The sequence below is a fragment of the Corynebacterium sp. HMSC071F07 genome (assembly GCF_001810285.1).
In the GTDB taxonomy this organism is placed as follows: domain Bacteria; phylum Actinomycetota; class Actinomycetes; order Mycobacteriales; family Mycobacteriaceae; genus Corynebacterium; species Corynebacterium simulans.
This window is the reverse complement of the sequence record NZ_KV800697.1, coordinates 71,035-91,458: the sequence shown is the minus strand read 5'-3', so window position 1 is coordinate 91,458 and position 20,424 is coordinate 71,035. Positions and strand designations below refer to the sequence as shown.

The following is a 20,424-nucleotide window of genomic DNA, read 5'->3' as shown; positions in this document are numbered from 1 at the left end:
GGGCGTCGGCAGCGCCGAGACTACCTCGGGGGCGGTGATACGCACGGTGCGGTCGATGCCGTCAATCAGCTGGTCCGTGCGAAAGACCAGGTGCTTGGTGCCGAAGGTCGTACGCTGTGGGGAAAACAGCGAGTGCTGCGAGGGATGCTGAACGCCATCGCGCAGGGCGATGACCTCGCGGAGGACACCAAAGAGCTGGTTGCGCAGCTGCGATACGCTCTGAAAGCGCTTGGTCGGATCTGGGTCCGTGGCGCGCAGCAGCAGCCGGTAGAAGGAGAGGTAGCGGCGCAGCAGCGGCTCGTCGGCAGGGGGGGGCAGGCCGGGTAAGTAGACGCCGTCTTCCTGCGGCAGATGGAAGGTCAGGCAGGCCAGCGTGCGGCCGATGGTGTAAATATCCGAGGCTACCGAGGGGCCATCCTTGGCAATCTCTGGGGCTTGGAAGCCCTTCGTGCCGTAGATGTGCCCGAAGGCGCCGATGCCGGAGACCGCGCCAAGGTCAATCAGCTTGACCTGGTCCTCGGTGATGATGATGTTCGAAGGTTTTAAGTCGTTGTAGACCGCCCCGCGCGCATGGAGATAGTCCAGCGCCGGCAGCAGCTCCAAGATGTAGGCAATCGCGGTATCGACCGGGAACAGGTGGTCTGCCTGGTCGTTGCGCCGCTGTTTGAGCGAGGGGCCGCCCACGTACTCCATTACGATGAAGCCGCCGTCCACGCGGGGGTCATCGATGAAGTTGAAAATCTTCACGATTCCCGGGTGCGTAATATCCGCCAGGAACTCGCGTTCGACCTCCGCAGTGGCGGTCTCGTCTGATGACTTTTCCGCCTGCATGCCCTTGAGCACCACGATGCGCCCGGAGACGAAGTGGTCATTAGCCAGGTAAATCCAGCCCAGCCCGCCGTGGGCAATAACGCCCAGAATCTCGTACTGACCTGCCACGATATCGCCGGGAGAAAGCTGCGGCGGGGCGACCTTCTCCTTTGCGGGGTCGATGAGCGCCTCCGTAGGGTTGCGCGGCACGATGAAAGGCAAGCGCGCCATGCCGTCGGCCACCTCGCGGTCGGTGCGCTTGGCCGCACGCCGCTGGCGGAAGGTATCGATGGCCGCGCGCCGCGAGCGCTGCGAGGCATCCTCCTGCTTGCGGCGGTCACGCAGCTGCCCCAGCTCCGCAATCAGGGCGCCGATATTATCCGGGTCGTTGAAGTCGCTGTCCGCATCCGCACCGTCCTCGTCCGCGAAGGGGTCGAAGGCCACGGCCGAGGTACCCTCCTCATCCGCAAACGGGTCGAAGGGTACTGCTTGGGTGGCATCATGCGCCGCGCTTGCCGACGCCGCACTGGACGCCGTGTGCATTACCGCCGCCGTCGCCTGATCATCCGCGCGCTCGTTGGGCTCTTCCAGCTTCTCCGGCTCCAAGTGGTCGAGCTCGTCCTCGCTGAAGCTATGGCCTTGAGTAGGGCTCAACGCTTATGCCTCCTCATCGTCTAGGTAGTCAGGGCTGCCCAAAGCCGGCTTGGCCAGGTAGTCACCGAGCCAGCGATCAAAAAGCTTGTCCCAGGTGCCGTCGCTGTGGATGCGCTCCAGGGTGGAATTGACCTGGCGCAGCAGCGGCCGCGAATCATGGGTGGAATCGGGCTTGCGCACGGCCACGCCGTAGTCCTCCGTGGTCAGCGGCTCGCCGACGATCGAGGTATAGGAGTCTTGGCCCACCATGCCGGAGAGGAGAGCGTCGTCAGCCACCACGCCGTCGACCTGGTTGAGCTGCAGCGCCATGAGGCAGTCTCCCCAGGCGCGGGTCTGCAGGATATTCGCGGTGGAGGCCGCACGGCGGATGGTGTCCACGATGGTGGAGCCCTGGACCGCGCACAGCGTCTTGCCGGCGGTGTCATCGATGGAGCGGATGCCGGAGCTAGTCAGCACCAAAAGACGGGCCTTGGTGGTCATATACGGCGCGGAGAACGCAACCTCACGCTGACGCTCGGCGCTAATGGACATCGTGCGAATGACAATATCCACGCTTTCATCGTTGAGCGCTCTCGTGCGCTCTGAGGACTCGACGAAGCGGAAGTCCACCTTGTCTGGGTCGCCGAAGATATCGCGGGCAATCTCGCGTGCGATATCCACCTCAAAACCACGTACCTCGCCCGTGGCGGTGTCGCGGTAGCTCATCAGGTTATTGGAGCGGTCCACGCCGACGATGATGCGCCCGCGCTTATAAATGGCAGGAATTCTTTCCTTCGCGCTCTTGCCGTCCGGTTTGTAGGTGCCCTTCAGCGGCGCGTCCAATACCGGCCGGGGCTCGGCGCTGCCGGCGGGCTCGAAAATGGAGTTATCGGGAAGGGGAGGGCCCGCCTCCGCGTCTAAGGAAGCGCGCGGAATCCTTTCTTCCTCGCTGCCTAAGTCGGGGACACCGCAGGAGGCGGCACACAGGGCGGCCGCAGATAAGACGGCTAGAAGGCGAGTGGAATGAGCCATTAGAGGTACTCCTGGAGTCGCGGACGAATACCCAACCAGACGGCGATGATAGCGCCCATGGTCAGCAAGAATACGGCCGTGGCCACCATGGTCATCGCGTTGAGGCCTTCTTCCAGATAGGAGCGCATGGCCACGCGCGCCTCGCCGATGAGCTCCGCCAGCGCGGAATCCACGTCGTTGAAGGAGCTCGCGGTGGTCGGAGCGCCATCCGGGGTAATCGCCGTGGCTTCGTGGATAGCGTCGTCATAGTGGCCGTCGGCAAGCGCGTTCATGAAGACCTCGTGCGAGGCCTCCCATTCTTTGGTGGCGCTTTGTGCGGCTGGCAGGAGGGCGGGATCGGTGACGGGAATGTCGTTGTCGGCAAGCGCGGCTTCGTAGTCCTCGAGGGCCTGGTTGATGGAATAGACCGTCGAGCCAAAGCGCACCGTCATGTCGGACTCGGAGGAGCGCAGGACCAGCGCCAGGGTCTCCGAGGTGCGGGTCTGCTGGGCCTCAATCCGGGAGGCGGTGAGCGAGTCCCACGGACGGGAGACCGTCTCGAAGCTGTGATAGCCGGAGCTCCAGGTGGCGAAGTTCGCCATCGCGGCCCAGGAAAGCGCCAGGAAGAGCAGCACGCTGGCGGCCAAGAAGCCACGGTTGAAGCGGCGGCGCGTCAGGCGCCACAGCCACCACTGCGCGACAAAGAGGAAGAAAAGCGCCGCCACTAAGCCGGAAAGCGGGACCCACTGGGGGCTGGTCAGGCGCTGCTGTTGCTCCTTGACCTTGGCCGTGGTGAGTGAGAAAAGCTCGGCGGCCGCGGGCAGGATCTTGTCACTCATCAGCGAAGAGGCGTTGGACATATACGAGTTCGCCACCGCATTGCCCGCGCGGTGGTTGGTTCGCGCCTTTTCCACCAGGGCGGTATAGACGGGCAGCTCGCGCTGGATAAAGGTGACCAGCTCGCGAATGCGGGCGTCGTTAGTGTTGGTGCCCAAAACGGACTCGGTGGCCGCCACGGAGGCAGCGTCGATGGCCTTGTTATAGCGCTTGCGGTTGATCTCGGAGTCCACGCCCGCCTGGACGAAGCCCGTGGTGGCGACGGTATCCGCCAGCGAAAGGTTGGTGTAGAGGTGGTGCGCCGCGTTAGACATCGGCTCGGTGGAATTGAGCAGCTCGTCCAAGGCCTCGTGGCGGCTGGCGGAAGTATTCGACATCGACAAGCCGGCGGCGGCGAGCGCCACCGTCAGAATCACAGTGACGGTAAAAAGCTTGCCTGGGGTAGTGGCCGCGAAGTGGTAGAGACGGCGGGCCAACCGCGCCGGGCCAGCGAAGGAGTTCATGGCCAGCTGCGTGGCGTTGTTGAAGGCCGGGGTAGCGGGCTCGGTGACTTCGTCGAGCCAGTGATCGCCTGGATGCGCTTCGTGCGCGGCCGGATGCTCGCTGGGACGTGCGGCAGCATCCTCCAACCCTGTGCCAGTCATTCCCATAGAATAGCGCAGTTCCGCGCCGCTTTGGTGATGCACGCCACCGCTGTGCGCTGTCGCTGCACGCTGTCGCATGCAGCGAGAGGATCGTAGGATGGGCGCCATGAAGCAAGGAGAGCACATAAGTGGCGATGGCTGGGCAGCCGGCCCGGGCGGGATAAAGCTATGGGGCAAGTTTGGCGCGGCCGGGCTTTTCCTCCTTGCCGGCGAGCGCGTGCTGCTCCAGCACCGTGCGGAGTGGACCAACCACGGCGGCACCTGGGGCATTCCCGGCGGCGCGCGGGATTTCCACGAAAGCGCCGTTGCGGCTGCACTGCGAGAAACGCAGGAGGAATGCGCCATCGCGCCTGCCGACGTCCTGGTGCTCGGCGAGCGCGTCACCGCCGGGCCCTATCCCGCAGTGGGGGAGCTGCCCGGCAACTGGACCTATACCACCGTCATCGCACGCACCCGCGATGATGAGCCGTTGGACGTTATTGCCAACGAGGAGTCCAACGAGCTGCGCTGGGTGCACCTCGACGAGGTGGAAAAATTACCTCTGTTGGGGGCATTTCGTGAGGCCATTCCCTCCTTGCGGGCCTTTATCGCGGGCCAACCTCGGTGAGGAAGAAGAAACTATGGCACCCTTGACAGCATGATTGAAGTTGAGGGACTGACGAAACAATATAAGTCTGTCCGTGCAGTAGACGACCTCACCTTTAAGGTGGAGCCAGGCATCGTGACCGGCTTTCTAGGTCCGAACGGTGCGGGCAAGTCGACGACCATGCGCATGATTCTGGGCCTGGATAGCCCCACGGCGGGCCAGGCCCGTATTAACGGCAAGGCCTACTGCGAGTTGAAGAGCCCGCTGCGGGAGGTCGGCGCGCTGCTCGATGCCAAGGCCGTGCACCCGAACCGCACCGCGGCCAACCACCTGAAGTGGATGGCGCAGTCCAACGGCATTCCTACCTCCCGCGTGGATGAGGTGCTGGGGCTGGTTGGGCTTTCCGACGTCGCCGGTAAGAAGGCCGGCGGCTTCTCCCTCGGCATGGGCCAGCGCCTCGGCCTGGCCGGCGCCCTGCTGGGTGACCCGGGAATCCTCATCCTGGACGAGCCGGTCAACGGCCTCGACCCAGAAGGTATTCGCTGGGTTCGCTCCTTGGTCCGCGCGCTCGCGGCAGAGGGCCGTACCGTCTTGATTTCCTCCCACCTGTTGTCGGAGATGTCCATGACCGCAGACCACCTCGTGGTCATCGGCCGTGGCCGCCTAGTGGCTAGCCAGTCCACCTATGACTTTGTAAAGCAGCACTCGGATTCCTCAGTCATCGTGCGCTCCGATCACCTCGAAGAGTTCGGCGGCGCGCTGCGTGAGGCCAACGTGGCTTATACAGACGGCAGCGACGAGGAAGGTCGCAAGACCCTCATCATCAATGACGTCAGCACCGATTTCATCGGCCAGCTGGCATATTCCACAGGCGTTCCGCTCAACGAGCTAAGCCTGAAGCGCGCTTCGCTGGAGGATGCGTTCATGCGCATGACCGGCGAGGACGTGCAGTACCACGCCAGCACCCCAGGTGCTGGGCAGCCGAACCAGCCTAACCAGCCTGCCGCATAGGAGGAATGCTAAAAGTGATTATCAATACCCTCCGCGCCGAGTGGACCAAGCTGCGCACCACCAAGTCCTTCTACTGGACCACCGGCCTGATTTTTCTCCTGTCCTTCCTGTGGGCGCTGTTCAACGGTCTCAACGCTGAGATGGACCCAGCGATGCCGATTAGCCCGCTTACTGCCGAGGGCATGAACTCCATCCTGCTGATGCTGGGCATCCCGATCATCATGATCCAGGCCATCATGATCGTGACCACCGAATACCGCTTCGGACTGCAGTCCACGGTCTTCATGGCGAATCCGAATCGCTCCATCGTGGCGCTGGTCAAGCTCCTGATGTACGCGGTTATTGCCGCAGTCATCCTGTTCCTGGCGCTGGTGCTGATTTACTTTGTCTCGGACCTTTCCGCATCCAAGGAAATCGCGGACATCTACAAGCCTTTCGAAGAAGACGGCGGCAAGCGCGCACTGTGGCTCTTACCTCTGCTGGGCTTTATGGTCGTGATCTTTGTGCAGGGCTTGGGCTGGCTGCTGCGCCAGACCGCTGGCACCGTGGCACTGTCCCTGATTCTCTACCTGGGCATTGAGAACGTCGTGCGCCTGCTGCCGAAGGTCGGCGACGACCTCATCCCCTACATGCCATTTTCCGCCTTCGGCAACTGGGCTTCGGACACTGTGCCGGAAAACGTCCCATGGGACTCCTCGGCGGGAAGCGCCATCGTCTTCATCGTTTGGGCGGTAGCGCTGTGGATCCTCGGCGTCTTCGTGCTTGAAAAGCGAGACGCATGATCTCTTGGCCACTCCTGGCTACATTGGCGCTGTTGTCTTCAACAGCGCCTTTTGTCACTCGTCGCCATTTGCAGCGTGCTTCCTCACCATTTGGCTATCTACCCAGGGCTGAAAACCCAGACCTCCTGTTCGTGGATCGCTGCGCTTGCCGACGCCCCTCATTCCAGCAGAGAGCTGCATTTCCAGGTCTGGGTATTTAGTGGGGAAGGGGCCAAACGCGACGGGAGCGCAGGCAGTGTGCGGGGGAGGGCGGCCCAGGCGGCGCTGACGGTGCCGGTGGCGCTATTGCAGCGCCGAGGTCAGGCGCATCACGTTGTCCATGTAACGGCGCACGAAGCCGCGCTCGTTCCATTCCTCCAAGGTCAGCTCATGGCACACCGCGCGGTAGTTGCTAGCAAGCTGGTTAAACTCCGCCAATAAGTTGCCCTTGGCCACCAGCATCGTGGATTCGTAGTTCAAACCGAAAGAACGCATGTCCATATTCGAGGAGCCGAACATGCACAGCGGGTGGCGGCCCGGCTCGTCTGGGTCCGTCATGATGAACTTCGAATGCAGCACGAAAGGCTCTGGGAATTGGAAGATCCGCACCCCTGCCTCCAAAAGTGCCTGGTAGTAGGAGGACTGCGCGTGGTTGACCATGAACTGGTCCGCCTTGGCCGAGACATAAAGCTCCACGTCCACGCCGCGATAGCAGGCAGTGGTGACCGCCTCCATCAAAGATTCATCGGGCACGAAATAAGGCGAAACCATTACCAGGCGGTCTTTGGCGTGGTGCACCAGTGAGTTGAACATGCGCAGGTTCGGCTCCGTGGTGTAACCCGGGCCCGACGGGATGAGCTGGAGGAAGTTGGAGTCCTCGGTGTCCGCGTCGTCGTAAGGCAGCGGCTCCAAGGAAAGTGCTTCTTCTGATTCCAGGTACCAGTCCACCGCAAAGACCGCCGACATGGAGGTAACCACCGGGCCGGTGAGCTCTACCATGTAGTCCACCCAGTAGCGGTCTTTGGTGCGGTAGCTGCGCTTAATCATGTTCATCGAGCCCAGAAAGCCCGTTTGGCCGTCGATGATGACCAATTTGCGGTGGTTGCGCAGGTCAGGGCGGCGGAAGCGGAACTTGTGCAGCTGCAGTGGCAGCATCAAGTGCCAGTCGACGCCGATGGCGGTTAGGCGCCGGCCGAATTTCCAATAGCCGTGGTACTTCAGGCTGCCAATCTGGTCTAAAAGCAGCTTGACTTCCACGCCCCGCGAGCGGGCGCGTTTGAGAGCCTGGTAGAAGACATCGGTGGCCTCATCCCAGGATTGGATATAAATCTCGATGTAGACGTACTTCTCGGCGCGGTCGACGGCGTCGGAAATCGCGCGTATTGCCTCGTCGTAGTCGGCGTAAATGCCCCGATTGTGGCCCACGAGCGCCGGGAAACCCGTCAGATTGCGATTGAGCGCAATGACGGATTCCACCTCCGGAGAAAGCCTGCCCAGCGGATGATTCGGCGTACTCGCCGTGACGTCTTCCATCAGGTCATGGGCCTCCTGCTGGATGCGGTGGCGGCGGCGATTGATATATGGCGAGCCCATCAGCAAAAACAGCGGCAGGCCCACGATGGGCAGCAGCAAAATAGCCAGCAGCCAGGCCGTGGAGCTCGAGGGTCGGCGGCCTTCGGGCACAAATCCGATGGCCAAGATTTTGATGCCGTAGTCCAAGATGAGGAAAAACAGCTGCCAGAAAGAAAGATCGATGTTTAGTGAGAAGTCCATGCCCCGGTAGGTGCTCCTAACGCACCGAATCGAAGTCAGGCAGATCGAAATCTGCCAGCAGCGGGCAGTGGTCAGAGGTCTTGTCGCCGGCGCGTTCTACCATGTCTACCTGCGCAGTTTTCACCGTCGCGGCCAAGGACTTCGAGGCCAGCTGGAAATCGATGCGCATGCCCTCGTTCTTCTGAAAGCGCATCGACTTGTAGTCAAAGTAGGTCCAGCGCTGCTCTTCCGTAAAACGCCGCGTAACCTCCTCAAGGCCTGCCTCCTCCAGCATCTGGAAGGCCGCACGCTCTGGCTCCGTAACGTGGGTCTTGCCGCGGAAGGCCTCGATATCCCAGACGTCCTCATCGCGCGGGGCAATGTTGAAATCGCCGGTGAGCAGCAGCTTCGACTGCGCGCGGCTCTCGCTGTAGTGCGCCAGCGCGTAGAGGAAGCGCAGCTTGTAGTCGTAGTGGCGGTCGGTGATTTCGCGGCCATTGGGCACATAGAGCGACCAGATCTCTACGCCGCGAATCCGCGCGCCCACCGCACGGGCTTCCAAATCCTGCGGCTTTTCTGGGTCCTTGGCAAAGCCTGGCTGGCCGGGGAAGGAGTAGAAGACTTCCTCCGGCTCCGCCTTGGAGACGATGGCCACGCCGTTCCACTGGTTCAGCCCGTGATGGGTGACGTGGTAGCCGGCGGCTTCGAATTCCATAACGGGGAACTTATCGTCGGCAACCTTGGTCTCCTGCAGGCACAACACGTCGATGTCGTGTTTGGCCAGCAGGTCTACCGCCCGCTGCACGCGGGTGCGGACCGAGTTGATGTTCCATGTGGCTATGCGCATGGACTACAGGGTACCGCCTTTGCGCACGGCATACCCACGGCGATGGTGTTCTAAAAACCCGACTTCACTAAGCAGGGCCAACGCTGCGCTTTCCGACGCCTCCACCTCCACGAATGCATTCTCCGCACCGTTTGCTTTGCCCCAGGCCAAAAGCGCCTCCAGCTGTGAGGGGGTGGCGTTTCCAAGCAGCGAGATTCCCAGCCACACGCGCTCGTCGCCGGATTGGCTGAGCGTGGCGTCGAAAAGCGCGGAGTCAAGGTGCGGCTCGGCGCTCGCAGTGTCTAGGGAGCGGGTAAACACGAGGACCTCGGGCTTGAGCTGCCATGCCGCGGGCTCGTTATCGAGTACGCGCAATGCCGCCTTGCCGATGCGCTCCGGGATGGCCAGGCGGGTGGGCAGGTTGTGCTCGGCGTAGAAGGCGTCGATTTCTTCCATGGGCGCGGGCATGAAACCTGCGGAGGGGCCCAGAGGAATGGCGGAATCGGTGCCTTCGCCGAAGCGCATGAGCCATTGGCCATCATTGGTCCAGACTTTCGTCCCGCCGCGCGCTGCCGCGGCTGCCACCTCGACGGCGCGGATTTCGGAGTTGCGCACCGTGCGCGGCGAGAGCTTCTTGATGATCTTCAGCTGCTCGGCGGGGATTTCCACCGCCTCCAAGTCGGAAGGGTAGCCACCCACCGCCTGCGGCCGGATGACAAGCGGTGAGGTGCTCAGCACATGGCCGATGACATCGGAGTGGGTGCCGCCGAATTCGCGCCGGGCAACCACGCGGTCGCCGACGCTGACGGCATCAGAACGGAAGATATAGCTCATGTCGATTAAGGGCGATTAGGGGCGATTAGGGGTGCAGTCTATTTACGCGCCGTGGCCGAAGGGATCCTCGTCCTCGCCTGGCATCCAGGTCCAGCCGGCCTCGGTCCAACCGTTGCGCTTGATGGTCTTCTTGGCCTGGCGCTTGAAGCGGCCGGTGAGCACGTCGGTGTAGACGTAGCCGTCCAGGTGGCCGGTCTCGTGCTGGAGCATGCGCGCGAAGAATCCATATCCTTCGATGGAAATGTCGTTGCCGTGCTCGTCCTTGCCTGTAACGCGGGCCCAGTCGGCGCGGCCGGTGGGGAAGCCCTCACCGGGCACGGAGAGGCAGCCTTCGTCCTCGGAGCCGTCGTCGGCAGGCATGCCCTCGGGAATCTCGGAGGTCTCCAGCACCGGGTTGATGACGCAGCCCTTGCGCATGCCGCTTTCTCCAGCACCAAGCTGCTTGGCGCTACCGTTTGGGCCGTCGGTGTCAGGGCAGTGGTAGACAAACAGGCGCTTGTTCACTCCTACCTGGTTGGCGGCAAGGCCGACGCCATGGGCGACGTCCATGGTCTCGTACATGTCGGCGATGAGCTGCTGCAGCTCTGGGGAGTCGATGGGCTCAGTGACCGGCTCGGTGGGATTGTGCAGAACCGGGTCGCCGTGGATAACGATGGGGCGAATAGTCATGCCCTACAGTTTAGGCATGCAATCCTTGTCAGACCTAGACGCGGCCATTTTGGAGTTCGAATCGCATGCCCCGCGCGGTATCGGGCCTAAGGAAGAGGCCATTCGCGCGGAGCTGGATATCTCGCCGGTGCGTTATCACCAGCGCTTGAACGTGCTTCTCGACGCCCCCGCTGCCGCCGAGGCCTATCCGGTGCTGGTTGCGCGCTTGCGGCGCGTGCGGGACGGCCGTCAGGAGGTGCGGCGCGCCGCGCGGGAGGATGCACCAGATTTCCCTAATTAGAGACTAGGGTTGCTGCTGTGACTAATGTGAATTCAGATAAAGCAGCAGAATCCACCTCCACGCCGAGCAAACAGGCGGGTGCGCACCGCAGCTCGTCTAGCGGCCTGCCGCTGCGCGGCTTCGCAATGGTGCTCATTGCCGTTGCTGTCATGCTCGGCATGTGGGGCCTTTACACGCTGACCTCCAAAGACTCCACCGATACTGCCCAGACCGGCAGCACCGGCGTCGCCACGCTGCCGGCTCCCGCCGAGGGCGAGCCCGGCGCACAGGGCGGCCCATCTGCGCAGCCGGGTGCTGCCGGCAGTGCCGCGCGGGGCACGCAGGATGCCAAGGCTGGCCAAGACGCAGCCGGACAGCCTGCCAAGGAAGGCCAGGATGTAGCCGGCCGCGAGGCAGCCAACAAGGACGGTGCCGCTGCCGGCGCTGCTGGCGCTGTAGGTGCAGAAAGCGCTGCGGGTGCCGAGCGCGCCGCCAAGGACATCCCGGTCAACGTCTTTAATAACTCCGGCCGCGCGAACTTCGCTGCGGAGCAGGCAGACAAGCTGAAGGAGAAGGGCTTCAAGATCGGCGAGGTGGGCAACCTAGCTGGTGATATCCTCACCGTTCCGCAGACCACCGTCTACTTCCCGGCAGGCGATAAGGACGCAGAGAGCCTCGCACGCGAGACCGCAGCGCAGTTCTACGGCGCGCAGTCCATCCCGGAGGGTGCCATCGCCGAGTACCCGGCAGAGCTCAAGGCTGAATTCACCAAGGGCAACGCAGTCGTTGCAGTTCTGGCCATCCCGCAGGCCTAAAAGATTCGCAAGATAGATGCACGGTGGAATCGAAGACAAAATCCACCGTGCATTTAATGTATAAGAAAATGCTCTAGCTGGGCCTTGCTGCGGATAGACTCACAAGGGTGAACATCCCGGAAGAATCCTTCACCCGTTCGGCCGGGCCCACCTTGGGCGTTGAATGGGAAGTAGCCCTCGTCGATCCGCACTCTTGGGATCTGGTCCCGCGCGGCGCCGAGCTGATTGAACGCGTGCAGGCGGCCACGCCCGAAATCCAGCTGGAGAAGGAATTCCTCCAAAACACCGTGGAACTGGTCACCGGAATTTGCCACACGGTGCCGGAAGCAATCGCGGATTTGTCGCACAAGCTAGAGCATGTGCGTGCCGCTGCTCAAGGAATGGGCGTGGCCCTGTGGGCCTCCGGCGGGCACCCTTTCACGGACTACCGCGAGAACCCTGTCTCGGAGAAGGCAAGCTACTCCGAAATCATCAACCGCACCCAGTACTGGGGCAAGCAGATGCTGCTGTGGGGAACCCACGTGCACGTGGGTATCCGCCACGAAGACCGCGTGTGGCCCATCATCAATGCGCTGATGACCAAGTATCCGCACCTGCTTGCAATCTCTGCCTGCTCGCCAGGCTGGGAGGGCATGGATACTGGTTATGCTTCCAACCGCACCATGCTCTATCAGCAGCTGCCCACCGCCGGCATGCCTTATCAGTTTGCGGATTGGCGCGAGTGGCAGGACTATATGCGGGATCAAGCCATCTCCGGCGTTATCAACCACACCGGCTCGATGCACTTCGATATTCGCCCGGCGGCAAAGTGGGGCACCATCGAGGTGCGGATCTCGGATGCCTCATCTAATCTCCGCGAACTTTCGGCCATCGTCGCGCTCACGCATTGCTTGGTGGTCCACTATGACCGCATGCTTGATACAGATCAGGAGCTGCCCACGCTGCAGCCGTGGCACGTGGCTGAGAATAAGTGGCGCGCCGCCCGCTATGGCATGAACGCCTTGGTAATTACCTCTCGCGCAACGGATGAACGCTGGGTCAAAGACGAGTTGGTTGACTTGGTCGAGGAGCTAACTCCTCTGTCTCGCGAGCTGGGCTGCGAGGCCGAGCTGCAGCTCATCCACGAAATCATCGAGCGCGGGGCCGGCTATGAACGCCAGCGCCGCCTCTACGAGGAGACCGGCAGCTGGCAGAAGGTCGTGGAGGCCACGAGTAAGGAGATGGATAGCCTCCGTCCGCTCTAGGCCCCTCAAGGCTCGGCCTACTTGCGCACTACCGGAATGCGCACGTCGGTGGGGTAGTCCGCCACGTTACTCTGGCGTGCGGCATGCTTGCCGGATGGCTTGCCGTGCGGGAAGCACCCCCAAATGCCATAAACCGCGATGTAGAGGAAGCATGCAAAAGGCCACAGCAGCCATGCCCACGGATGCAGGTTCTCCATGGCCTCTAGGCCATGGGAGGACATCAAGCGCCACACCGGTGGGGAGACGAAGGGCAGCTCCACGAGCAGCAACGCCACGAAGGATGCCAGGCCCGCCAGCTGCGCACCCCAGAAGGAGGGCAGACGCTTGCCGACGGCCTCATTGACCGCCAGCATCACCCATACGCCGAGCGGTACTACCCAGACGAAGTGGTGGTACCAGGAAAAAGGCGAGACCAAGCAGGTGGCCAAGCCCGCCAGCGCCAGCGCGGCGGAGGAATTCTTATTGATCCAGGCGGTGCGCAGCGCCAGCATGGTCACCATCACCACGATGACCACGGCCAGGACCCACAGCGCGGTGTTCTCTTCGCCGTTGAGACGCGCGATGATCGAGCGCAATGACTTCGCGCCGGGGTGGTCCAGGTTGCCCACGCGATCAGAATTGAACATCTTATCCGTCCAGAAATCCCAGGCATCGGGGATGGTCTGCACGCCCACGTAGACGGTAAAGAAGAAGGTAAACACGCAAGCGAAGGCGGACCACCAGCGCTTCTGGAATAACAAAACCAGGCCCATGAAAGCAGGCGTTAGCTTCATGCCAGCGGCAAGGCCGATGCCGATGCCAGGCAGGCGCAACTTACGCGGTAGCAGGTCGAGGGAGACCAGGAACATCAAAAGGATGTTGATCTGGCCATAGAAGAAGGTGCCGTTTACCGGATCAGTAGCCAAGCTGCTTATAAGCAGCGCGAGGCCTACGAACCAAGAGGCTGGGCCCATCTTGTAGCCACGCTCGCGGATGACCAGCATGATAACGGCGAAAAGAGCGATGCCCGTGATCCACTGCCAAGTCACCATCAGGCCATGGTCGGAAAAACCAGCCATCCACTCGAAGAACCAGCCTGCAAACGGCGGGTAGGTGAAAGGAAAGTTGTGGATATACGGGGCGTCGTAAAGATCGCCGCCCGCCTTCACGTCGGCGCCGGCGAGCTGGTAGATCTTCAGGTCGAAAGGAATCCTGCCAAAGAAGGCGCGCCCGCGCTCATCCGAGACGTTGAAGCGGTAAATCACGAAGGCGGCGAAGGCCGTCAGGACAGTAGCCAACGTGGGCAAGCCGTAGAGCTTTTTCACCTGCTGTTCCCTTCAAAGGTTATTTTTTACGCAAAGCACGGGTTGCTGGTTTGTCGTTTCGGGACATCAGTTCCGGCGACCCGTAGAGGCCCTCACGGCGCGCGATTCGGGAAGTGCGCTGCGCCGTAACGGGACTCGTAATCATGGCAAACAGTACCAGCAACAACAGGATTCCCAGATCACCACGCTCTGCCGGGCCGAAGGAATCTGCGCCGGTGACGCGGAAGAATGCACCCAGGATGCTCAAGATGAGACCTGTCGTTTGCGGCTTAGAAATGGCATGCACGCGCGACATGGTGTCGGGAAAGCGCGCGACGCCGATTGCGGCTGCCAGCACCAAAAGCGCACCGGCGAGGATCAAGATGATCGAGATGATGTCGGCGAAAAGGTGATAGCTCACTAGGCATCCCTCTTTCGGAATCTGGTGACAGACACGGTGGAGATAAATCCCAAAAGGGCCACGACCAGCATCGCGGAGACCACCGAGGTGTTCAGCGTCCAACAAATATAGGCGGCCATCGCGCATTGGAACATGGCCACGAACCCGTCCATGCCCACCAGGCGGTCCAGCGAATTCGGGCCGGTGATAATCCGCCAGGTGGTAATCAGGAAGGCCACGACCAAGATGCCGGCGGCAACGCCCAGAAGAATGTCATAAAGCTGGGGATCCATTAGGGGTGGCTCCTTTCAAAAATCTCAATCATGCTTGCTTCGAGCCCCGCGACGTTCGCGATTTCGCGCTCTAAAGCGGTTTCCGACGCCGCGTCCAGGACGTGGATGGTCAGCATGCGGTTGGCGATGTCGATGTCGGTTACCGTGCCGCCTGGCTGCAGGTTGTACAGGCTAACCGCCAGAGACAAGATAAACTCGCTGTCCAGGCGCATCGGCAGCTCGAGGATGGCCGTCTTCGGTGGATCTTGCGGGCGCACCGCCAGCCAGGCCACCTTGAACGAGGCGTGGAATAAGTCGATGGTCCAGCCCACCATGAATAAGGCTAGCTTGCCCCAGGAGACCTTCAGCTCGGCAATCGGCATGGCAGGCAGTGGCAGCGCAAGCACCACGAACAGGCCCACCAGTAGTCCGCCAACTAGGTTGGCTACGGTGACCTCGCCCATGAGTAGGCACCACATGGCGGTGATCCACGCGATGAACCAGGGGCGGAAGCGGTGGCGGAGTCCAGCAAATTTCATTACTTCGCCTCGCTTTCGGTGGGTTGTGATTTGGGCTGTTCCTGAGGCGCAGTTTCTACCGCCGGAGCTGGGTCCTTGATGGGCCCACGGCGTACTTCAAAAGAATCCTGCTCGTTGGTGTAGCGATCCTTCTGGTTCTTGTGCCGGGTGGGGTTATCTGCGTTATCGCCCAGGACCGCGTAGCGGTAGATGGAATCATCCTGCGCAGACTCGGCGGCGCGGCTGGTCACGCCGGAGATCGGGCCGGCCAGGAAGGTGATGGACACCGAGGCCAGCACCAGCAGGCAGGTGGAAGCCAGCATGCCAAAGGGCACGCGGCCGACGTCTTGGCGCTCGTCGAATTCGACGACATCCGTGACGTCGGAAAGCGGCGATGGATGCGCCATCACGATGTTGCCTTCCGGGGCGTCGGCGCGGTCACGCAGGAAGCCCTTGGACCAGACCAAAACCATGACGTAGAGGGTAAGCAGGGAGGTCACTACGGCACCGCCGATGACCACCCAGGCCTGCCAGGAACCCTCGTTGGCGCCGGCCTGCAGGAGGATGACCTTGCCTAGGAATCCGGAAAATGGCGGGATGCCGCCCAGGTTCATTGCCGGAATGAAATACAAGATGGCGATGAGCGGAGCGGTATAAATCAGCGAGCCCAGGCGCCGCAGGGAAGAGGTGCCGGCCTGGCGCTCGATGAGGCCGACCACCAGGAACAGTGCGGTCTGGACCAGAATGTGGTGCACGGCGTAGAAGATGGCGCCGGACAGGCCCTCGGCAGTGCCCAGCGAGACGCCGAAAATCATGTAGCCGATGTGGCTGACCAAGGTAAATGACAAAAGACGCTTGATGTCGGACTGCGCGATGGCGCCCAAGATACCCACCAGCATCGTGGCGAGGGCAACCCACATGAGCAGCTGGTCCAGCCCGCCGGCGGTTAAGATAGAGGTGCGGGCGCGGATAATCGCGTAGACGCCGACCTTGGTGAGCAAGCCCGCGAAGACTGCCGTCACCAGCGAAGGTGCGGTGGGGTAGGAGTCCGGCAGCCACGCCTCCAGCGGGAAGACGGCGGCTTTGATGCCGAAGGCGATGAGCAGCACCGAGAAAATAGCGGTGCGGGTACCGGCCGGGATTTCCTCCATGCGCATGCCGATCTGCGCCATGTTCATGGTGCCGACCGCGGCGTAGATATAGCCCAGCGTCAGCACGAAGATCAGCGAGGAAGCCATCGAGACCATCACGTAGCCCACGCCCGCGCGCACACGCGCCGGGGAAGCGCCCAGCGTCAGCAGCACGTAGGAAGCCACGAGGAAGATCTCAAAGCCGACGTAGAGGTTGAAGAGATCGCCTGCCAAGAAGGACACGTTCACGCCCATGGTTAGCAGCATGTACGTGGGCAGGAAGACCGCCACCGGCTCGTCCTTGGAACCGTCGCGAATACCCTGCGAGATGGCGTACCACATCACCGAAAACAGCACTACGGACGAGGTAAACAGCATCACGGCGGAAAGGCGGTCAGCCACCAGCGTGATGCCCACCGGCGCGTCCCAGCCGCCCACCTGGAGCGTTTGAATTCCGGCCGTATCGGCGATGAAGATCAGCAGTGCGTTCGCGGCGGCGAGCAACAGCAGCGAGAAGAATGCGATCTGGCGCTGCACGCCGGTAAAGCGTGCGCACAGCATGGTCAGGGCCGCAGCCAGTGCCGGGATTATCACCGGCATGGGGATGAGGAAGCCGGTATAGGGCAGCAGGAAGTTAACCAGCGGAAGCAGCGTCTCAGTCATCGTTTGCCTCCTTTACTGGCTCTTCGAAAAAGTTGGGGCCAAAGGCGTCGCCCTGCTTGGTGGCGCGGCCGGTGGTTGGGTCATTGGAAGCATCGTGGTCCGGTGCCGCCGCGGCGTTGCCAGGGCGGGTGGCCATCGCTGCAATCGCGGTATCTTCCGCGTCATCCTCAATGACGTCGGCGGTGCGGTAGCGGTACTGGCGGTAGGCCAGGGTCAGGATGAAGCCGGTCAGTGCCATGGAAATGACGATGGCCGTCAGAATCATGCCTTGGGCCAAGGGATCGGCGATTTGATCGCCATACTGGGCGGTCTCGCGGCCGTCGATAGGCGGCGAACCCGCCTTGCCGCCGGCCTGCAGCATGAGCAGGTTAGCGCCGTTACCGAGCAGCAAAATGCCCAGCAGCATCTTGGTCATCACGCGGTCCAGCATGAGGTAGACGCCGGTACCGCACAGCACGCCCGCGGCGAGGAGAAGGAACAGGTTTGCTTCCATGTTTATTTCTCCTTTCCGGAGGTCATTGTTCGGCTTGCGGATTGCGCCGTGGCGCGGTTGCGCTGGCGGCGCGCGAGGGAGCGGGCGCGGTCGCGGGCGCGCTGCTTACGCATGTCCTCTTCCTCGTCGAGCTTGGCGCCCAGCGAGTTCAGGATGTAGAGCGTGAGCCCCACGACGATGAGGTAGACGCCGGCGTCGAAGACCAAGGCCGAAGGTAGTGAGACATCGCCCACCAGCGGCACCGGCAGCTTGGTGTAGCCGGTGGTCAGCGGCGGATGGCCGAAGGCAAAGGGGACTACCACCGAGGCGATCGAAATCAGCAGGCCGGTGCCCATGGTGCGCCCGCCGTCGATTGGCAGTGCCTCATCGAGCTCTGCGCGGCCGCCGGCGAGATAGCGCAGGATGAGCGCGAGCGCGGCCACCAGGCCACCGGCGAAGCCGCCGCCCGGCGCGTTGTGGCCGGAAAAGTAGAAGTAGAGCGAAAGTGCAATCATTGAGGGGAAGAGCAAGCGCGTGGTGACGTCCACCATGAGCGAACGGTTCAGCGCCTGCTCGGATTCCGCACCGGCTGCCAGCCAGCGACGCCCGGTCACGCGCAGCGTAGGACGCCGCGAGGAGCGGGTAAAGGACTGGGTGCGGTAGATCAGCGAGGCGATGCCGGTGGCCGCGATGACCAGGACGGTGATCTCGCCGAAGGTATCCCACGCACGCAGGTCCACCAGCAGCACGTTGACGGTGTTTGCGCCGTGGCCGATTTCCTTGGCCAGCTCCGGCATGAAGCTGGAGATGGACTCGCTGCGGCGGGCATTGATGGAAAACATGCCCACCAAGGTCACGCTAAGGCCAACGCCAACGGCAAGCCAGGCGCGCAGGCGCGAGACCTTGGGGTCTTGCTTCCAATCGGTGTTTGCCGGCATGCGGCGCAGCACCAGCATGAACAGCACCATGATGATGGTCTCCACGAGCAGCTGGGTTAGTGCCAAATCCGGTGCGCCGTGCAGGGCGAAGATGAAGGACAGACCATAGCCGGTCACGCCGACGATGATGACGCCGGAGAGGCGGTTATCGGTCACCGTCGCCGCAATTGCCGCGATCATGATGATGACGGCGGCGACTACCTGCCATGGGTTTTCCGCGACTTCCATGTGCACGTTGGTCAGATCGCCGCGGATCAGCATGATGACCGGCAGGATCATGAGCGTGCCGAAGATGATGGACAGGTTCATTTGCAGCGAACCGCGCTGGGTGGAGGCGGTGGTGCGCAGCGAGAGGGTGCGCAGTGCCTGGAGCACGGAATCGTAGGCGGCGTCGGCTGAGCCCAGCGCCGGGTACTGGAACTGCCACTTGGCCACCACATTGCGCTGCCAGTGCACGACGATGCCCACCACCACGATGAGCAGCGACAGGCCCAGCGGAATGGTGATGCCGTGCCACAGCGCCAGATGGGTGTGCTCGTGGTGGCCGAAGAGATTGTCCAGATGCTGGTTGATGCCGAGGGAAAGCGGGCTTGGCTGCAGGCCCAAGAAGATGGTCAGCGCGGTCAAGATTGCCGGCGGAATCCACAGCAGCGGGGCGAGCGCATGCATGTTCTCCACGGCTTCGGAGGTGCCCAGACGCTCGCCGTCTTTATCCTTTTTTACGGCGAAGGCGCCCCACAGGAAACGTAGCGCATAAGCCATGGTGAGCATAGAGCCCACCACGACGCCGACGAGCAGCATGTTGCGCGGCATTCCTACGAGGAGGGACTCGTGGAGGATGGCCTCCAGCGTTGCCTCCTTGGCCACGAATCCCAGCAGCGGTGGGATACCAGCCATGGACAGCGCGGGGATGATGGCCAGCAGATACAGTCCCGGTTTAGCGCGGCCAAGGCCGGAAAGCTTGGCGATGTCGCGTGTGCCCGAGGCATGGTCGATGGCGCCGACAATCATGAACAAAGCAGCCTTGAACAGCGAGTGTGCGAAGGTCAGTGCCAGGCCTGCTTGCAGCGCCTCCCGGGAGCCGATGGCCACGATGGAGGTGATAAAACCGAGCTGGGAGACGGTGCCATAGGCCAGAATCAGCTTGAGATCGCGCTGCTTTAGGGCCATCCAGCCGCCCAACAGCATGGTGAATAGACCCAGCGGAATAATGACGAGATGCCAGGTGGCGACCTCGTGTAGTTCGGGAGCGAGGCGGGTGACCAGGTAGATGCCTGCCTTCACCATTGCCGCGGAGTGCAGGTAGGCCGAAACCGGTGTTGGCGCTGCCATGGCGCCGGGCAGCCAGAAATGGGCGGGGGCGATGGCGGACTTGCTGATCGCACCGGCCAGGATCAGGACGATAGCGATCGTGATATAAGGCGTCTGTGTGATCTGCTCGAAATCTGCGAGTGCGCTGAAGGTCCACTGGCCGGTCTGTCGGCCCAGCAAAATGATGCCCATGAGCATCGCCAGGCCGCCCAGGGTGGTGATCATCAATGCCTGCTGGGCCGCACGCCTCGAGGAAGCTCGTTCTCCGTAGTAGCTAACGAGGAGGAAGGAAAGCAGGGAAGTGATTTCCCAGAAGACGTACATCATCAAGATGTTGTCTGAAACCACCAAGCCAAACATGGCGGTGGCAAAGGCAGTCATCTGCGCGCCAAACATCGCAAGGCGCCGCCGGGTTTGGTCGAAGTAGCCCCAGCAGTACAAAAGCACGAGCGCGCCCATACCTAAGATGATGAGGCTAAATAGCGCCGATAGCCCATCCATCCGCAGGGTGATGTTGAGGTTGGCGTCCGGCATCCATTTCAGGTTGTACTGCAGCGAGTTGCCGTCATTGAACGTGGAGTTTGTCAGCTGGCTGAGTACCCAGAAAAAACCCGCGCCCGGGGCGATGGCAAGAATGCCGAAGGCAGGCCTGCCCAAGTAATAGATCAAAAATGGGGCGAGGACTGTGGCCAGTATTAGAGCACTCAGCACTGCTATCACAGTTAAGCCGGATCTCCTTTGCAAG

General features: G+C 62.0%; 20 protein-coding genes. 6 read left to right on the top strand and 14 right to left on the bottom strand.

From position 1 onward, the window contains the following. The 3 genes from HMPREF2724_RS03410 to HMPREF2724_RS03400 form a co-directional block, all read right to left on the bottom strand. Positions 1-1,464: serine/threonine-protein kinase (locus HMPREF2724_RS03410; RefSeq protein WP_141748327.1), on the bottom strand; the 1,464-nt coding region annotated here is incomplete at its 3' end. Positions 1,465-1,467: 3 nt separating this feature from the next. Next, entirely contained in the window at positions 1,468-2,475 is a 1,008-nt protein-coding gene (locus HMPREF2724_RS03405; RefSeq protein WP_070587169.1) for a glutamate ABC transporter substrate-binding protein, read from the bottom strand. Beyond that, a complete protein-coding gene (locus HMPREF2724_RS03400; RefSeq protein WP_210386635.1) occupies positions 2,475-3,935 on the bottom strand; it encodes a hypothetical protein in 1,461 nt (486 codons plus the stop codon). The genes HMPREF2724_RS03405 and HMPREF2724_RS03400 overlap by 1 nt, the downstream gene beginning before the upstream one ends. A gap of 97 nt (positions 3,936-4,032) precedes the next feature. Between HMPREF2724_RS03400 and HMPREF2724_RS03395 the strand changes: the two genes are divergently transcribed. The 3 genes from HMPREF2724_RS03395 to HMPREF2724_RS03385 are packed head-to-tail and all read left to right on the top strand — an operon-like array spanning position 4,033 to position 6,314. After that, complete coding sequence (locus HMPREF2724_RS03395; protein WP_070587167.1) at positions 4,033-4,542, top strand: NUDIX domain-containing protein; 510 nt, start codon at positions 4,033-4,035, stop codon at positions 4,540-4,542. A gap of 30 nt (positions 4,543-4,572) precedes the next feature. Next, positions 4,573-5,532, top strand: a complete 960-nt coding sequence (locus HMPREF2724_RS03390; RefSeq protein ID WP_070587164.1) for an ABC transporter ATP-binding protein — start codon at positions 4,573-4,575, stop codon at positions 5,530-5,532. 14 nt (positions 5,533-5,546) lie between these two features. Continuing rightward, the gene (locus HMPREF2724_RS03385; RefSeq protein ID WP_062044454.1) at positions 5,547-6,314 is read left to right on the top strand and encodes an ABC transporter permease; all 768 of its coding nucleotides are present in this window, start codon (positions 5,547-5,549) and stop codon (positions 6,312-6,314) included. A 282-nt stretch (positions 6,315-6,596) separates the two neighbouring features. On the opposite strand, the gene HMPREF2724_RS03380 is transcribed toward HMPREF2724_RS03385, so the two are convergent. The 4 genes from HMPREF2724_RS03380 to HMPREF2724_RS03365 are packed head-to-tail and all read right to left on the bottom strand — an operon-like array spanning position 6,597 to position 10,374. Then, positions 6,597-8,066 (bottom strand): phospholipase D-like domain-containing protein, encoded by a 1,470-nt coding sequence (locus tag HMPREF2724_RS03380; protein ID WP_070587160.1) that lies wholly within the window; start codon positions 8,064-8,066, stop codon positions 6,597-6,599. Between the two features lie 16 nt (positions 8,067-8,082). Next, positions 8,083-8,892: an exodeoxyribonuclease III gene (locus HMPREF2724_RS03375; RefSeq protein ID WP_062037049.1), complete on the bottom strand. Its 810-nt coding sequence runs from the start codon at positions 8,890-8,892 to the stop codon at positions 8,083-8,085. A 3-nt stretch (positions 8,893-8,895) separates the two neighbouring features. Continuing rightward, entirely contained in the window at positions 8,896-9,705 is an 810-nt protein-coding gene (locus HMPREF2724_RS03370) for a GNAT family N-acetyltransferase, cg3035/Rv0428c family (RefSeq protein WP_070587158.1), read from the bottom strand. Positions 9,706-9,747: 42 nt separating this feature from the next. Next, positions 9,748-10,374, bottom strand: a complete 627-nt coding sequence (locus tag HMPREF2724_RS03365; RefSeq protein ID WP_061924803.1) for a peptide deformylase — start codon at positions 10,372-10,374, stop codon at positions 9,748-9,750. A 16-nt stretch (positions 10,375-10,390) separates the two neighbouring features. Here HMPREF2724_RS03365 and HMPREF2724_RS03360 point away from each other — a divergent pair, with 16 nt between their 5' ends. The 3 genes from HMPREF2724_RS03360 to HMPREF2724_RS03350 all read left to right on the top strand — a co-directional run bounded on the left by HMPREF2724_RS03360 (position 10,391) and on the right by HMPREF2724_RS03350 (position 12,692). Then, positions 10,391-10,654 (top strand): DUF3263 domain-containing protein, encoded by a 264-nt coding sequence (locus HMPREF2724_RS03360; RefSeq protein ID WP_062039327.1) that lies wholly within the window; start codon positions 10,391-10,393, stop codon positions 10,652-10,654. 17 nt (positions 10,655-10,671) lie between these two features. Then, positions 10,672-11,448, top strand: a complete 777-nt coding sequence (locus HMPREF2724_RS03355; protein ID WP_070455284.1) for a LytR C-terminal domain-containing protein — start codon at positions 10,672-10,674, stop codon at positions 11,446-11,448. A 107-nt stretch (positions 11,449-11,555) separates the two neighbouring features. Beyond that, positions 11,556-12,692 (top strand): glutamate--cysteine ligase, encoded by a 1,137-nt coding sequence (locus tag HMPREF2724_RS03350; protein ID WP_070455282.1) that lies wholly within the window; start codon positions 11,556-11,558, stop codon positions 12,690-12,692. 17 nt (positions 12,693-12,709) lie between these two features. On the opposite strand, the gene HMPREF2724_RS03345 is transcribed toward HMPREF2724_RS03350, so the two are convergent. The 7 genes from HMPREF2724_RS03345 to HMPREF2724_RS03315 are packed head-to-tail and all read right to left on the bottom strand — an operon-like array spanning position 12,710 to position 20,399. Further along, positions 12,710-13,996 (bottom strand): glycosyltransferase 87 family protein, encoded by a 1,287-nt coding sequence (locus tag HMPREF2724_RS03345; protein ID WP_083286022.1) that lies wholly within the window; start codon positions 13,994-13,996, stop codon positions 12,710-12,712. A gap of 19 nt (positions 13,997-14,015) precedes the next feature. Continuing rightward, entirely contained in the window at positions 14,016-14,396 is a 381-nt protein-coding gene (locus tag HMPREF2724_RS03340; protein ID WP_061924793.1) for a monovalent cation/H(+) antiporter subunit G, read from the bottom strand. Continuing rightward, on the bottom strand, positions 14,396-14,668 hold the full coding sequence (locus HMPREF2724_RS03335; protein WP_061924789.1) for a monovalent cation/H+ antiporter complex subunit F: 273 nt from the start codon (positions 14,666-14,668) through the stop codon (positions 14,396-14,398). Before HMPREF2724_RS03335 ends, HMPREF2724_RS03340 begins: the two co-directional genes overlap by 1 nt. Continuing rightward, positions 14,668-15,186 (bottom strand): Na+/H+ antiporter subunit E, encoded by a 519-nt coding sequence (locus HMPREF2724_RS03330; protein ID WP_070455280.1) that lies wholly within the window; start codon positions 15,184-15,186, stop codon positions 14,668-14,670. Before HMPREF2724_RS03330 ends, HMPREF2724_RS03335 begins: the two co-directional genes overlap by 1 nt. After that, positions 15,186-16,958, bottom strand: coding sequence for a Na+/H+ antiporter subunit D (locus tag HMPREF2724_RS03325; RefSeq protein ID WP_070587156.1), 1,773 nt, complete (start codon positions 16,956-16,958; stop codon positions 15,186-15,188). The genes HMPREF2724_RS03330 and HMPREF2724_RS03325 overlap by 1 nt, the downstream gene beginning before the upstream one ends. Further along, the gene (locus HMPREF2724_RS03320) at positions 16,951-17,451 is read right to left on the bottom strand and encodes a Na(+)/H(+) antiporter subunit C (protein WP_070432320.1); all 501 of its coding nucleotides are present in this window, start codon (positions 17,449-17,451) and stop codon (positions 16,951-16,953) included. The genes HMPREF2724_RS03325 and HMPREF2724_RS03320 overlap by 8 nt, the downstream gene beginning before the upstream one ends. A 2-nt stretch (positions 17,452-17,453) precedes the next feature. Beyond that, positions 17,454-20,399 carry a Na+/H+ antiporter subunit A gene (locus tag HMPREF2724_RS03315; RefSeq protein WP_070432319.1) on the bottom strand — a complete coding sequence of 982 codons (2,946 nt, stop codon included), beginning with the start codon at positions 20,397-20,399 and terminating at the stop codon, positions 17,454-17,456. Between the last annotated feature and the right edge of the window lie 25 nt (positions 20,400-20,424).